Raw genomic sequence first — 14,301 nt, forward strand, 5'->3', positions numbered from 1 at the left:
ATCGGTCAGTCCTGGTAGACCGGTTTCGGCGGGGCGGGCACGGGCCCCAGCGCCGCGCTGAGCCAGCGCTGGTAGCTGCCGGCCCAGGTGCCGTCCGCGCGGATCTGCTCCAGCGCCCCGTTGACGAAGCGGACCAGATCCGGCGAGCCCTTGGCGATGCCGATCCCGGAGGGCTCGTCCGAGACGGGCGAGCCGACCACCTCGGTCGTCGGGTCCTGCGCGGCCAGACCGGCGAGCAGCACGTCGATCGTGGACACCGCGTCGACCTGGCCCTGCTGGAGCATGACCAGGCAGTCCAGCGTGCTGTCGGTGGCGACCGGGACCGGTTTCGAGGGCTGCGCCGCGATGGTACGGATGCTGGTGCTCCCCCGGGTCGCGCACACCTTGCGGTTCGCCAGGTCGGCGAACTCCTTGATCCCGGAGCCGCGGCGGACGAGCAGGCGCTGCCGCGAGGCGAGGTACTCGGTGGAGAACGAGATCTGCTGCCAGCGCTCGCAGTTCATCGTCATCGTCCGGATCACCAGGTCGGCCCGGCCGTCCTGGATCACCGGGATCCGGTCGGCCGTGGTGATCGCCAGGAACTGCACCTTCTCCGGGTCGCCGAAGATCGCCTTCGCCACCGCGCGCGCCATGTCGATCTCGAAGCCGGCCAGGTCGCCGGTGGCCGGGTCGCGGAAGCCGAACAGGTACGCGTTCTGGTCGACCCCCACGATGACCCGGCCACGCGCGGCGATCTTCGCCATCGTGCTGCCGGCCGGCATCTTCCCGGGGGCCGGCATCGTGGCGGGCGGGCGCAGGCTGGCCCGCGGCGTGCAGTCCGGCGCCGGGGCGGCGCTGGGCACCTCGGCGGGATCCTGGACGTTCTCCGGCTGAGGCAGGACGCCCTTTCCGCCGTACGCCGAATCCTGTGGTCGGGGGTTTGATCCGCAACCGGCCAGGAGCGTGAGCAGGATCAGCAGAGCGGCGACGCGCTTCATCGATATTCTCCGATCCGGGGGCGGAAGCCGAGGACGACCGCGGCCACCAGGCCGGCGGTGAGCAGCAGCAGTGCGATCTCCAGGCCGGTCAGCGCGCCGCCGCCGTGCCCGGCCTGATGGTCCACCCGCTGGTTGGCGGCCGCGAGGGCGGTGCCCACGGCGCTGTCGAGGTCGGCGAAGACCGCGGGCGGGTCGGCGGGCCCTGCGCCGGTCGCCTTCGCCACCGCGCCCAGGTAGTCACCCTTGTCGTCGAGCGCGCGCACGCCGCCGTGCAGCTCGTCGAACCGGCCCGCCTGCTCGCGGGCCGCCCGGATGACCGCCTGGTCGGATTCGGGCGCCTCGGCGGCGGCCCGGTCGAGCATGGCGGTCAGCCGGTCCATCACCTCGCGGTAGTCCTTCTCGAACGCGGCGCCACCGCCGCGGGCGACCAGGGTGAGCGACTCGTCGGCCCGCGCCTGCAGGGCCAGCCGGCGGGCGTCCGCGAGCAGGTCGACCAGCGACGAGCCCTGCGTGCGGCCGACCTCGACCCGGCCGGCCGCGGTGCCCAGCGCGGCCGACGACCAGACGAGCAGGATCAGCGCCACCAGGCTGGCCGCGACCAGGCCGACGTTGAAGTCGCGTTTGGTGCGCCGGGCGACCAGCACCTGCGCGGCGAGGAGGCCGCCGACGGTGAGCACGCCGAGCGCCAGCACCGGCCAGGTGGAGCCGGAGGCGTCGCGTTGCGCGTCGCGCAGCCGCTCCTGAGCGGACACGAACAGGCCCTCGGCCTGCGGCAACAGCGTCTGGCGCATCAACGCCGAGGCCTCCCGCAGGTAGGCGCCGCCGAGCGGCACGCCGAGCCGGTTGTACGACCGGGCGGTCTCGACCAGTCCGGTGTAGACCGGCAGGCGGTCGGTCAGGATCGCGAGCCGGGCGGCGTCCGCGTCGTCGGCGTCCCGGGCCGCGGCGGTGAGCGCCGCTCCGGCCCGCGCGATGTCGTCCAGGTAGCGCTGCCGCAGCCCGGCGGGCTCGGCGCCGCTGGTGAGGAACGCGGTCGCCGCGGTGGCGTCCGCGTCCGACAACGATCGGTACAGATCCTGGGCGCCGACGCTGAGCGGCCCGCTGACCGCGGTGATGTCCCGGGTCAGCGAGGCCCGGTGGTGCACCGTGGCCAGGGCGGCCCCGCCAAGGGCGAGACCGAGCAGGACGAGGGCGCCGGCGACGACGCGATAGAGATCCGGCGTGGCTAGTCGTGGCACCGTCCACTCCCGAGGTTTGCTGGGCGACTGCCGACGACGGTACGGCGCAGGAGCAATACGTAACGTGATTATGCTTGCTGCAGCCGGTGCCGCCGCAGGTCACGGGTGCCGCCGGTGGACGGGCGCACGGCCAGGATGCACGTGTCGTCGTCCGGATTCGCCCGCCGCAGCCGCCCGACCAGCTCGGCCAGCGGCTGGTGCGGAGCGGTGTGCACGGCGTCGTCGACCGCTGCCATCACCGCGTCCAGCCCGGTGTCCAGCCCGTGCTCCCGGTGCTCGACCAGCCCGTCGGTGTAGAGCAGCAGGACGTCCCCGGGCCGGAAGTCGGTGGCCGCCGCCTGGTACCGCGCGTCCTCCACCACGCCGAGCATCGGCCCGGACGGGCGGGCCAGCGGCGCCGTCCGCCCGGCCCGGCACAGCAGCGGCGGCGGATGCCCGGCCTGCGCCCAGACCAGTTCCTGCCGGCCGGGGTCGAAGCGGGCGATCACCGCGGTCGCGGCCAGCTCCGGGGTCTCGCGTTCCAGCTCGCAGGTGAGCCGGTTGAGATGGCCCAGCAGAGTCGCCGGGTCGCTGTCGACGACGGTCAGCGCGCGCAACGCGTGCCGCAACTGGGCCATGTTGCTGGCCGCCTGCGTCCCGTGGCCGGCCACGTCGCCCACCGCGAGCAGCACCGAGCCGTCGCGCAGGGCGGCCGCGTGGAACCAGTCCCCGCCGACCATCGTCTCCTGGCCGGCCGGCAGGTACCGGACCGCCGCCTTGAGGCCGGGCAGCTCGATCGGCTCGTCCGGGATCGGCAGGATGATCTCCTGCAGGCGCAGCGTCAGGTTGTGCTCTGCGGCCGCGGCCTGCCGCTGCTCGTCCAGCTTCTGCTCGACCTCGGCCAGCCGCTGCGCGCTGACCGGCTGCTCGGTGACGTCCTGGACGATGCCGAACATCCGGACCGGGCGGCCGTCGGCGTCGCGCACCGTGTCGGCCACCGCCCGCAGGCGCCGGAACCGGTCCCCGATCCGGACCCGCGTGACCAGCTCCACCCGGTCGCGCCCCTGCGCCGCCTCCAGCGCGGCCCGGCGCAGCTCGCCGTCGGTCAGCGGGCCCAGCGCCGGGTCCCGCCGGTAGATCCGGTACAGCTGCGGCGACCAGTAGATCTCGCCGGTGATCAGGTCCCACTCGCCCCAGCCGAGCTTCGCCAGCTCCTCCACCGCGGCGAGCCGGTCGGCGATCAGCTCCTGCCCCGCGAACGGCGACGGCGGCGTGTCCGCGGCATCCAGCAGGCGGATCACCCGGCCGGCCACCTCGGCCGGCTCGCGGCCCTGCTCCGAGGCGATCCGGAAGAGGTGCCGGTACGCGTCGGCGACCCGGCACCGGGCACGACCGGCGAGCAGGCCGACCGCCCGTTCGACGAGCGCGTCCATTCTGGCCCGCCGATCGCTGAGCGTCTCCGCAAACGCCTGTCCACCCACTGGCAACGCCTCCCGCTCCGGCCTACGCGTACCGGTCTACGCCAGAGCGCACGGAGGCCACATCCCCCGACTGCACCGTTCAGCGCGTAGGTCACCCGGTCGGGCGTAAGGCGTTTCGGATATCGGACTGGGTAGATCGGACCTCAGAGCTCGAAGAGGTCCCGCACGGCCTCGGTCAATCGGGCCATGCTCGCGCCGGTGACCATGCCGATCCGCTCGGCGCCGACCGACGCCGGGAGCCGGCGCATCCGGTTGACCACGACGACGCCGGTGATCGGGTCCTGCTCGGTGAGCGCGACCGCGAACGGTGGCAACTCGGTCACCCCGCGCTGCCTGACGATCGGCGCGCAGTAGGGTGAGGCGTTGTCCCGCTCGTTGTAGCTGTCGGCGGAGAGCACGAGCACCCGATAACGCAGGTCGGAACGGTCGCCGATGGTCCAGATCTCGCCCCGGCGCAAGTCAGCACCGACCGGAGGACGGCACGGCCCGGAACGACATGGCACGAAGCGTACCGGTGCGCCGATCTCCGCCGCGTCCGGCCTGCCCCGGCGTGTCCGCCGCCCACGGCCCGTTTGCCGCACGCCGGCACGGTCCGGCCCGCACGAGCGTGTTCAATCAGTGGACGTGATCGAACTTCGGCCCGCCCGATCGCGTAGAAATGAGCGGGGCCCGTCACGGGCCGGTTTCGAGGAAGGACGCAGGATGTCGCAGAAGGCACAGATCGGGGTCACCGGCCTGGCGGTGATGGGTCGCAACCTGGCCCGCAACTTCGCCCGGCACGGGCACACCGTGGCGGTGCACAACCGTTCCTACGGCCGCACCAAGGAGCTGGTCGAGGAGTTCGGCAACGAGGGCACCTTCATCCCGGCCGAGACCGCCGAGCAGTTCGTGGCCGCCCTGGAGCGCCCGCGCCGCGTGGTGATCATGGTGAAGGCCGGTCCGGCCACCGACGCCGTGATCGACGAGTTCGCACCCCTGCTCGAGGAGGGGGACATGCTGATCGACGCCGGCAACGCGCACTTCGCGGACACCCGTCGCCGGGAGGCCGCCCTCAAGGCCAAGGGCCTGCACTTCGTGGGCATGGGCGTGTCCGGCGGCGAGGAGGGCGCGCTGCACGGCCCGAGCATCATGCCGGGCGGCCCGAAGGAGTCCTACGACGCGCTCGGCCCGCTCCTGGAGGACATCGCCGCCAAGGTCGACGGCGAGCCGTGCTGCACGCACGTCGGCCCGGACGGCGCCGGTCACTTCGTCAAGATGGTGCACAACGGCATCGAGTACGCCGACATGCAGCTCATCGCCGAGGCGTACGACCTGCTGCGCCAGGTCGGCGGCCTCTCCCCCACGGAGATCGCCACCACGTTCGGCGAGTGGAACGAGGGGCGGCTCGGGTCGTACCTGATCGAGATCACCGCCGAGGTGCTCAAGCAGAACGACGCCGCGACCGGGCAGCCGTTCGTCGACATCGTGCTGGACCAGGCCGAGCAGAAGGGCACCGGCCGCTGGACCGTGCAGGCCGCGCTGGACCTGGGCGTGCCGGTCAGCGGCATCGCCGAGTCCGTTTTCGCCCGCGCGCTCTCCGGCGGGGCGGACGTGCGCAAGTCGGCCGCCGACGCGGGTCTGCCCGGCCCGTCCGCGGGCGCCGAGCACGTCGGCGGGGACCTGCGTGCCGACGTCGAGCAGGCGCTGTTCGCCTCCAAGATCGTCGCCTACGCGCAGGGCTTCCAGCAGATCCAGGCCGCCAGCGCGGAGTACGACTGGGAGATCGACCCGGGCGCGATGGCCAAGATCTGGCGGGCCGGCTGCATCATCCGGGCCAAGTTCCTCGACTTCATCAAGCAGGCGTATGACAAGAACCCGTCGCTGACCACGCTGCTCGTCGACGACTACTTCCTGGACGCGGTCAGCGGTGCCCAGGACGCGTGGCGCCGCGTCGTCGTCACCGCCGCGCAGCAGGGCATTCCGGCGCCGGGCTTCGCCTCCGCGCTCGCCTACTACGACGGCCTGCGCGCCAAGCGCCTGCCGGCCGCGCTGATCCAGGGCCAGCGCGACTTCTTCGGCGCCCACACGTACCGCCGCGTCGACCGCGACGGCTCGTTCCACACCCTCTGGGCCACCGACGAGCGCACCGAGGTCGACGCCTGACCTGCGCTTCCTCCGAGATGCCCCGGTCGCTTGCGGCCGGGGCATCTTCAGATTCACCACCGATTTGCGGTACGTCGTGAGCCGCCCGCCCGCAAACCCGCCACCGCCGTGACCGATCCGCCGGGGCCCGCCGTCCGTAGTCATCGGCAAGGACAACGGGCCAGGAGGCACGATGAGCGACGTTCCGGCCGGTACCCCATCGACCGATTCTGATCAGCCGATCGCCTTCGTCGCGGGCACCCACCCGGTGCCCGGAGCCACCGAGGACGAGGCCTCGACGGGCGGGCTGTCGGCGGAGGCGGTGGCCCGCGCACGCCGGACACTGGACTCGCGGGTCGAGATGCGGCTGCCGCTGGACCCGGCCGGCGAGACTCTCGACGCCACGAGCGAGTGGCCGGTCCCCGGCCCGGCCGAGTTCGCCCAGGAGGACACCGACCCGGCCGGATTCCCCCCGGTCTCCGGCGCGCCCTATCCCCCGGCCACCGACCCGTTCGACGACCCGGGCTTCACCTCGGCCTATCCGCTGCCCGGCTGGACCGCGCCACCCGGGTTCGCACCGGCGGTCACCGCTTCCCGGAGCCGCCGGCCGGCCCTGCTCGCCATCGCCGCGTTCGCCGGCCTGGCCGGCCTGATCGCCGCGTTCCTGCTGGTGCCCCGCGGCGAACCGGCCCCCTCGGCGGCCGCCGCCGCCGCGCCCACCGCGGCGTCCACCACCCGGTCTCCTGCGGGCGGGCCGCTGACCGGCGCCCGCAACGGCCTGGAGACCGCCGCCTTCGACATCGTGGACAGCGCCACCCAGGTCGAGGTGGGCGTCGCCGACCTGGGCGACGACCTGTACCGGGTGAGCACCGCGGCGAACAGCGGCCTCACCCCGTCCGCCGAGCAGTCCGGCGGCGCGGTCCGGCTGCGCCTGCGCTCCGACGGCCACGGCGGCTCGGCCGCGGTCACCGTCCAGCTGAGCTCGGCGGTCCGCTGGACGCTCCGGCTGGACGGCGGCACCGCCCGGTCCCGCCTCGACCTGACCGGCGCCGACCTGGCCGCTCTCGACCTCAACGGCGGCGCCAGCCGCATCGACCTCACCCTGCCCGCCCCGGACGGCCTGCTCCCGGTCCGGATGACCGGCGGCGTCGACCAGCTCCGGGTGACCCGGGCGGGGACCACGCCGGTCCGGGTACGAGTCCAGTCCGGCGCCGGTCAGGTCACCCTCGACGGCACCACGCACAAGGGGATCGCGCCGGGCCGCTCGTTCACCACCGGCGACTGGTCCGGCACCGCCGGCATCGACCTCCTCGCCGTCGCCGGCCTGTCCACCCTCACGGTCGACGGCTGACCCGCGCTTGCCGCGACCAGCCGGGATCTCGCACGGACCGCTTTCGGGGAGCATTCGCCGGGACCGCGACCATCCGAGCGGTGGGGTGACGACACTGCTGGCATGCCCGCGAAACTACAGCTGATGCACCGCAGGCCGCGCTGGGATCCCCGATGGACCCCGTGCCTGGTGCGGTGGAGCTTCGGCGCGTTGATGGTCACCGTCCTCGCGATCGGAGCCGGGTCGCTGATGCTCGGCGGGCACGACGCGTTGCTGAGCTACCGCCCCACCGAGCGACTGCTGGGTGTCGTCATCGCGGTCGCCGGCCTGGCGAGCCTGACCGGCATCGCGCTGATCTGGCAGGGCCGGCCCGGGCTGGCCGCGCTCGGTTTCGCGCTGGGCACGCTGCCCGGGTTCTCGCTGACCATCCTTCAGGTCAGCTTCGACCAGAGCTCGCGGACCGCCTGCTGGCTCCTGGTCTCGGTGGCGCCCGCCGTCGCGGCGATCGTCACGCTGCTCTTCGGCCGCCCCGGCAGCAGCCGGCCGTCGGACACCGTTCTGGCGGCGGTCGTCGCCGCGGTGACCGCGGTGGCGGTTCCCGCGGCCGGCCTGCTGGTCAGCGCTCTGAGACCGAACACCGACGCGCAGAAGCCCGATGTCAGACTCGGCATGACGGTGGTGGCCGAGCGAACCGAGCCGAACGGCAAACGGTATGCGCTCGTCGACATCAGGGTGGACGCCGCGAACATCGGCAAGCGGTCGCTGACCGTCCTCGCCTCGCGATACGCGGCAGTCGCCGTCAAGGCGACCGCACGGGACATGCCGGCGCAGTCCGACTGGCCGCTCGGCGAAGAGCTCACCAGCGACGAATGGAGCGGACGTTACGAGACGCCCGGTCCGGCGACGCTGATCGAGACCTCGTTCGAGTTCGTGGTGAGCGGGACGGTCCTCGAACCGGGCCAGCACGTCTGTAACAACTTCCTGGTCTACGCGCCGGTCGAGGAGTACAACACGGTCCAGTCCAGCATCACTCTCGTCACCGCGGTCACCGACCGCCTCCATCTGGAGGAGCCGCAGGAGAAGGAACCGCGGGTCGACTACACGGAGATCGGAACAGCGCTCGCGGAACCGGTCAGGTCGGTCACCAGAATCGTCCCCACCAGTTGGACGGCCCGGCTGACCCGCGGGTTCCTGCTCCTCGAGGTGGACTCCGGTCTCGACCCCGAGGACGAGCCCGCGTCGGGGAACTACACCGAATCATGGGTCGAAGTGGCATTCGGGCACGATCGGCGGGAGCTGGAGGCGGATCCGCAGTCGAGCGAATCGAAGATGGGCAAGTTCTTCGGCACCAACTACACCGACGTGGAGGCCCAACTCGCGATCGACGGCCGGCGCCCGGCGGATCCATCGGTCCCGGCGCGCTAAGCGGCTCATCGCCGTACGGGAAGCGGTGTCAAGCGACCTGGACCGCGGGGGCCATGAGTTTGCCGCATTCGTCCGGTGGGAGGGGTTTCGCCATGAGGTAGCCCTGGCCGTAGCGGTAACCCATGTCCCGCAGCCGGTCCCGCTGCTCCTCGTTCTCGATGCCCTCGGCAACGACCTTGAGCTGCAGGTACTCCGCGAGCTGGGCGACCGCCGCGGCCACCGCGAGACGACCGCGGTCGGCGCCCTCGGCGATGCCGTCGACGAACGACTTGTCCAGTTTCAGGACGTCGACCGGGAACGCGCGCAGCAGGCTCAGCGACGACTGGCCGGTGCCGAAGTCGTCGAGGGCGAGCTTCACGCCCATCTCGTGCAGCGCCTGGAGGGTCTCGCGGACCTGCCAGCCGTCGACGACCGACGACTCGGTCACCTCGAGGACGAGGTTCTGACTGGTCAGCCCGGTCTCGGCGAGGACCGCGGCGACCTCGTCGACGAAGCCGGCCTCGCGCAGCTGGCGGACCGCGACGTTCACGTTGATCGCCTCGACCGCGCCCGCGCCGAACTCCGCGCGCCAGCGGGACAGCTGCGAGCACGCCTCGCGCAGCACCCACGCGCCGAGCGGCACGATCAGGCCGGAGCGCTCGGCGACCGGGATGAAGTCGGCGGGTGAGACGAAGCCGCGCTCCGGGTGCTGCCAGCGCACCAGCGCCTCGGCGCCGGCGAGCAGGCCGGTGTGCAGGTCGAAGACGGGCTGGTAGACCAGGCGCAGCTCGCCGCGCAGGATCGCGTTGTGCAGCTCGCCGGCGAGCCGTGCGTGGTGCGCCATGTCCTGGCGCATCTGCGGCTCGAAGCGGACCCAGGACGCCTTGCCGGCCTCCTTCGCCGCGTACATCGCGATGTCCGCGTTGCGCTGCACCTCGTCGGCGGTCTCGCCGGGCGCCGCGACGGCGATGCCGACGCTCGCGTGCAGCAGCAGTTGCTGGTCGGCGACGTGGAACGGCTGACCGATCCCGGCCAGCAGCCGGGTCGCGGCCGCCTCGGCACTCGCCGGCTCGTCGCTCGGCAGCAGCACCGCGAACTCGTCGCCGCCGAGGCGGGCCGGCAGCTCGCCGGGCAGGCAGTGCTCGCGCAGCCGCCGCGACACCTGATAGAGCAGCTGGTCACCGGCGGCCGGGCCGAGCGTGTCGTTGATCATCTTGAAGTCGTCGACGTCGATCAGCAGCGCGGTCGACGGCTGCTGGGCGACGATCCGCTCGCCGAGCGCGACGGCGAACCGGGTGCGGTTCGGCATGCCGGTCAGCGTGTCGCTCAGCGCCAGCCGCTCCAGCTCGGCCTGCTGCTTGCGGATGCCGCGCAGGGCGAGGGTGTTCTCCCGCAGGCTGAGCAGCTGGCGGGCGACGACGAACCCGGCGATCAGGACCGCGCCGATGATCACGGTGCGCTGCCGGGAACTCATGTCCTGGGCGCTGACGCTGATCACCAGGATCGCCGTGGCGGTGACCGCGACGAACGGCAGCAGGTTGAACAGCGAACGGCCGGTCGCGCCGGAGACCTGGACCGGCGCGGCGTCGCACCCGCGGCGCTGCAGGTACGCGCCGACCGCCATCGACACGCCGACCAGCGGCAGCGCGAGCACGGAGAGCGCCAGCCGGCCCCAGTCGGCGCCGGCGATCAGCAGCGTGCTGCCGGCCACGTCGACCAGCGGCGCGACGGTCAGCACCCGCAGCGAGGCGGGGTGCACGGCACTCTCCGCGGCGGCGGCCGCCTTGCCGATCACCACGAGCAGCAGGACACCGCTGACCCCGACGACCGCCGCGGCGACCCGGGAGACCAGGGAGGTGCCTTTCGGGGCGAGGTCCAGAACGACGTACCAGAAGATCAGCGTGCTGGCGACGGCCACCGTGGCGCCGTCGAGCAGCGCCCGGACCCAGCCGAGCGCGGTGCGCTCGCCGAACGGCAGGCGCACCAGCGCGACGATCAGGATCGCGATGCCGGCCAGCATCGGCAGGCCGACGTACGGCGACAGCCCGGTGTTGTTGTTCGCCCGCAGCAGCGAGACGACCGAGGCGACGAAGAGGACACTGCTCGCCCAGGTCAGCTGCCGCCAGAACGAGCGGACCGGGCCCGGCCGCTCGACCGCGACGAGCTGCCGGCAGGCGAGGGCGGCCGCGCCCATCGCGACCGGCGCGCCCGAGAACCCGACGTACAGGTTGCCCGGGGCGCCGGCGAGCAGCCAGACCAGCACCCACGTGGTCGCGGCCAGCGCGACCACGGCGGGCCCGAGCCCGCCGTGTCGTGGCCGGTCACCGGCGTTCTCGCGTGTGCTCATGACGGCTTACCAGTCGGCCCGGACAGCCGTTTCCTGAGCGAAATTTCAGCCCTGCAAAAGGCGTCACCCACGATGGCGGCGGCTCACCCCTGCAGGGCGGCCGAGACGACGCCCCGGGCCTCCTCCTGGATGCGGGCCAGGTGATCCGCGCCGTGGAAGGACTCGGCGTAGATCTTGTAGACGTCCTCGGTGCCGGACGGGCGGGCCGCGAACCAGCCGGAACCGGTCACCACCTTGAGGCCGCCGATCGCCGCGCCGTTGCCGGGTGCGCTGGTCAGCACCGACGTGATCGGCTCGCCGGCGAGCTCCTTCGCGGTCACCTGCTCCGGCGACAGCTTGCCGAGGATCGCCTTCTCCTCCCGGGTGGCGGGGGCGTCGATCCGCGCGTAGGCCGGCGAGCCGAACCGCTCGGTCAGCGCCTGGTAGTGCTCGCTGGGGGTCTTCCCGGTGACCGCGAGGATCTCCGAGGCGAGCAGGTCGAGGATGAGCCCGTCCTTGTCGGTGCTCCACACCGAGCCGTCGCGGCGCAGGAACGACGCGCCGGCGCTCTCCTCGCCGCCGAAGCCGATCGAGCCGTCGATCAGGCCGGGCACGAACCACTTGAAGCCGACGGGCACCTCGACGAGGGTGCGGCCGAGGTCCGCGGCGACCCGGTCGATCATCGAGGACGAGACCAGCGTCTTGCCGATGCCGGCGCTGCCCGGCCAGCCGGTGCGGTGCCGGTACAGGTAGCCGATGGCGACCGCGAGGTAGTGGTTCGGGTTCATCAGCCCGCCGTCGGGCGTGACGATGCCGTGCCGGTCCGCGTCGGCGTCGTTGCCGGTGGAGATCTGGAACCGGTCCTTCTGGGAGATCAGGGACGCCATCGCGTACGGCGACGAGCAGTCCATCCGGATCTTGCCGTCCCAGTCGAGCGTCATGAAGCCGAAGCGCGGGTCCACGACCGGGTTCACCACGGTCAGGTCGAGCCCGTGCCGTTCGGCGATCTCGCCCCAGTAGGCGACGCTCGCCCCGCCGAGCGGGTCCGCGCCGATCCGCACGCCCGCCTCGCGGATCGCGTCGATGTCGATGACGCTCGGCAGGTCGTCCACGTACGTACCGAGGAAGTCGTATTTCTCAGCCTTGACGGCCGCTCGCCGGACGTCCTTGAGACCGCCGGCGATCAGCGCGTTCGCCCGGTCCTGGATCCATCTGGTGGCGTCGGTGTCGGCCGGGCCGCCGTTCGGCGGGTTGTACTTGAACCCGCCGTCGTCCGGCGGATTGTGCGACGGCGTGACCACGACGCCGTCGGCGAGCCCCGCGGACCGCCCGCGGTTGTAGGTGAGGATCGCGTGGGAGACCGCCGGCGTCGGCGTGTACCCGTCCCGGCTGTCGATCAGCACGGTCACGTCGTTCGCGGCGAACACCTCCAGCGCGGTCACCTGCGCCGGCTCGCTCAGCGCGTGCGTGTCCCGCCCGAGGAAGAGCGGGCCGGTCGTGCCCTGCTCCCGCCGGTACTCCACGATCGCCTGGCTGGTCGCGGCGATGTGGTCCTCGTTGAACGCGACGCGCAGGCTCGACCCGCGGTGCCCGGACGTGCCGAACGCGACCCGCTGCGCCACCTGATCCGGGTCCGGATGCTCGGTGTAGTACCGCGAGACGACCTTCGGCACGTCGATCAGATCGGACGGCTCGGCCGGCTGCCCGGCACGGGGGTGGACGGTCATCTTCGCCTCCTGAAGGATGTTCCCGGATCGTATCGGAGCAAAAGTCACCTTGAACCTTTCCGCACCCCCATCCGAACTATCCTGCGTGACCGGGAAACTTCCGCGCTTGTTCGTCCTGCTCTTGCTCGCGCTGGGAGTTCTGCTCGGCACCCCCGCACCGGCCTCCGCGCATGCCGCGACGGTCGGCTCGACTCCCGCGCCCGGCAGCGTGGTCGGCAGCTCCCCGACCGAGGTGACCGTCACGTTCAGCGAGTCGATCACGCCGGTCAGCGGCCGGATCCAGGTGATCGCGCCGGACGGTGAGCGCGTCTCCGGCCTGGCCACCGCCCGCGGCGCGGTCCTGCACATCCCGGTCCGGACGGCGAAGCACCCGCTCGGGACGTACCTGATCAGCTACCGTGTCATCTCGGCGGACAGCCACCCGGTCGGCGGCGCCATCACGTTCTCGGTCGGCGCGCCCTCGGCACGGCCCAAGGCCGCCGAGGCCACCGGCACCCACTGGTCGGTCCGGGCCGCTGTCCCCACTCTCCGATTCCTGGGGTACGCGGGTCTGACCGCGATCGTCGGCCCGGCGATGTTCCTGGCGTTCCTCTGGCCGCGGCGCCGTTCCCGCACCGGCGTGACGCGCCTGGTCAAAGCCGGATTCGTCCTCACCGCCGTGGCCACCGCGGGCGGGATCGGGACGCAGGCGCAACAGAGCAGCGGCGCCGCGCTGTGGGACGTCTCCCCCGGCGAGCTGGGCGACGTCCTGACCAGCCAGTTCGGGGTGACGCTGGTGGCGCGGCTGGCCGTACTGGCAATCCTGTTCTTCCTGGTTCCCGCGCTGTCCTACGGCCGGGCCCGGGGCGCCCTGGTGCTCGTCCTGGGAGCGGCCGGGCTGGCCACGTGGCCGCTGACCGGGCACTCGATCGCCACCCCGCTGCCCGCCGTGACCGTCGCCGTCGACATCGTGCACCTGGCCACCATGGCACTCTGGCTGGGCGGCCTGGTCACCCTGCTCGCGTTCCTGCTGCGCGGCACCGACCGCCGGATCCTCGGCGTGCTGCTCCCGGTCTGGTCCCGCTGGGCGGCGCTCTCCGTCCTGTGGCTCGCGGTCGCCGGGTCGGTGCAGGCGGTCGTCGAGGTCGGCTCCGTCGACGCGCTGGTCCGGACCGGGTACGGCCGTCTGCTGCTCACCAAACTGGGCATCCTCGTCCTCGTCCTGGGCGTGGCCGCGGTGGCGCGACGATTCGTCCAGCGCTCCCACGCCGGGACCGGCCTGCGCCGTACCGTCGGCATCGAAGTCCTGGCGACAGTGGTGATCCTCGGGTTGAGTGCCGTCCTGGTCCAGGTCAACCCGGGCCGCACGGCCGGCGCGGAAGCCGGGGCGGTCACCGGCAACGGCGTCTCGGAGACCCTGACCTGCCCGCTGTACACGCTGCAGTTCAACATCTATCCGGTCGAGCTGGGCGACTACAACACCGTGCACGCGTTCGTCTACACGCCGGAGGGCAAGCCGCTGCCGCCGGCCGAGTGGGAGATCAGCACCAAACTGCTCGGCCAGGACCTGGAAGCGGTGAAGGACCCGCTGCTCGGCCTGGACCCGCCGCACCACGCGCTGGGCGCGGTCGCCTTCCCGCTGCCCGGCACCTACGAGATCGCGTTCACCATCCGGGTCGACGACCTCAACCGGGCCACGGTCAAGACCACGATCAAGGTCCCCCCGGCCGCCGACTGAC

Annotated in this window: 10 protein-coding genes; 4 read left to right on the plus strand and 6 right to left on the minus strand. The window is 72.6% G+C overall.

The annotated features are described in order from the left end of the window. Positions 1-5 precede the first annotated feature (5 nt). The 4 genes from Acy02nite_RS13265 to Acy02nite_RS13280 form a co-directional block, all read right to left on the minus strand. The gene (locus Acy02nite_RS13265; RefSeq protein ID WP_203740353.1) at positions 6-977 is read right to left on the minus strand and encodes a glutamate ABC transporter substrate-binding protein; all 972 of its coding nucleotides are present in this window, start codon (positions 975-977) and stop codon (positions 6-8) included. Continuing rightward, positions 974-2,215, minus strand: coding sequence for a GlnX family signal transduction membrane protein (locus Acy02nite_RS13270; protein ID WP_203740355.1), 1,242 nt, complete (start codon positions 2,213-2,215; stop codon positions 974-976). The genes Acy02nite_RS13265 and Acy02nite_RS13270 overlap by 4 nt, the downstream gene beginning before the upstream one ends. Positions 2,216-2,283: 68 nt before the next feature. Then, on the minus strand, positions 2,284-3,627 hold the full coding sequence (locus Acy02nite_RS13275) for a PP2C family protein-serine/threonine phosphatase (RefSeq protein ID WP_203740357.1): 1,344 nt from the start codon (positions 3,625-3,627) through the stop codon (positions 2,284-2,286). A gap of 191 nt (positions 3,628-3,818) precedes the next feature. Next, positions 3,819-4,133: a type II toxin-antitoxin system PemK/MazF family toxin gene (locus tag Acy02nite_RS13280; protein WP_203740359.1), complete on the minus strand. Its 315-nt coding sequence runs from the start codon at positions 4,131-4,133 to the stop codon at positions 3,819-3,821. A 244-nt stretch (positions 4,134-4,377) separates the two neighbouring features. On the opposite strand from Acy02nite_RS13280, the gene gnd reads away from it, so the two are divergent. The 3 genes from gnd to Acy02nite_RS13295 all read left to right on the plus strand — a co-directional run bounded on the left by gnd (position 4,378) and on the right by Acy02nite_RS13295 (position 8,551). Further along, a complete protein-coding gene (gnd, locus tag Acy02nite_RS13285) occupies positions 4,378-5,817 on the plus strand; it encodes an NADP-dependent phosphogluconate dehydrogenase (RefSeq protein WP_203740361.1) in 1,440 nt (479 codons plus the stop codon). Between the two features lie 172 nt (positions 5,818-5,989). Beyond that, a complete protein-coding gene (locus Acy02nite_RS13290) occupies positions 5,990-7,147 on the plus strand; it encodes a hypothetical protein (RefSeq protein ID WP_203740363.1) in 1,158 nt (385 codons plus the stop codon). Positions 7,148-7,249: 102 nt separating this feature from the next. Beyond that, complete coding sequence (locus tag Acy02nite_RS13295; protein WP_203740365.1) at positions 7,250-8,551, plus strand: hypothetical protein; 1,302 nt, start codon at positions 7,250-7,252, stop codon at positions 8,549-8,551. Between the two features lie 28 nt (positions 8,552-8,579). Here the strand turns inward: Acy02nite_RS13295 and Acy02nite_RS13300 are convergent, their stop codons facing one another. Together Acy02nite_RS13300 and pgm are read right to left on the minus strand one after the other, a co-directional pair. Next, positions 8,580-10,877, minus strand: coding sequence for a putative bifunctional diguanylate cyclase/phosphodiesterase (locus Acy02nite_RS13300; protein WP_203740367.1), 2,298 nt, complete (start codon positions 10,875-10,877; stop codon positions 8,580-8,582). Positions 10,878-10,960: 83 nt separating this feature from the next. Continuing rightward, the gene (gene pgm, locus Acy02nite_RS13305; RefSeq protein ID WP_203740369.1) at positions 10,961-12,583 is read right to left on the minus strand and encodes a phosphoglucomutase (alpha-D-glucose-1,6-bisphosphate-dependent); all 1,623 of its coding nucleotides are present in this window, start codon (positions 12,581-12,583) and stop codon (positions 10,961-10,963) included. A 106-nt stretch (positions 12,584-12,689) separates the two neighbouring features. Here pgm and Acy02nite_RS13310 point away from each other — a divergent pair, with 106 nt between their 5' ends. After that, positions 12,690-14,300 carry a copper resistance CopC/CopD family protein gene (locus Acy02nite_RS13310; RefSeq protein ID WP_239174702.1) on the plus strand — a complete coding sequence of 537 codons (1,611 nt, stop codon included), beginning with the start codon at positions 12,690-12,692 and terminating at the stop codon, positions 14,298-14,300. Position 14,301: the final 1 nt, after the last annotated feature.

This window comes from Actinoplanes cyaneus (assembly GCF_016862095.1).
In the GTDB taxonomy this organism is placed as follows: Bacteria; Actinomycetota; Actinomycetes; order Mycobacteriales; family Micromonosporaceae; genus Actinoplanes; species Actinoplanes cyaneus.

What these genes read in the sequence shown, in the direction of transcription:
- Acy02nite_RS13265 (WP_203740353.1), bottom strand. Translation starts at nt 977, where the DNA reads ATGAAGCGCGTCGCCGCTCTGCTGATCCTGCTCACGCTCCTGGCCGGT.
- Acy02nite_RS13275 (WP_203740357.1), bottom strand. Translation starts at nt 3,627, where the DNA reads ATGGACGCGCTCGTCGAACGGGCGGTCGGCCTGCTCGCCGGTCGTGCC.
- gnd (WP_203740361.1), top strand. Translation starts at nt 4,378, where the DNA reads ATGTCGCAGAAGGCACAGATCGGGGTCACCGGCCTGGCGGTGATGGGT.
- Acy02nite_RS13290 (WP_203740363.1), top strand. Translation starts at nt 5,990, where the DNA reads ATGAGCGACGTTCCGGCCGGTACCCCATCGACCGATTCTGATCAGCCG.
- Acy02nite_RS13295 (WP_203740365.1), top strand. Translation starts at nt 7,250, where the DNA reads ATGCCCGCGAAACTACAGCTGATGCACCGCAGGCCGCGCTGGGATCCC.
- Acy02nite_RS13300 (WP_203740367.1), bottom strand. Translation starts at nt 10,877, where the DNA reads ATGAGCACACGCGAGAACGCCGGTGACCGGCCACGACACGGCGGGCTC.
- pgm (WP_203740369.1), bottom strand. Translation starts at nt 12,583, where the DNA reads ATGACCGTCCACCCCCGTGCCGGGCAGCCGGCCGAGCCGTCCGATCTG.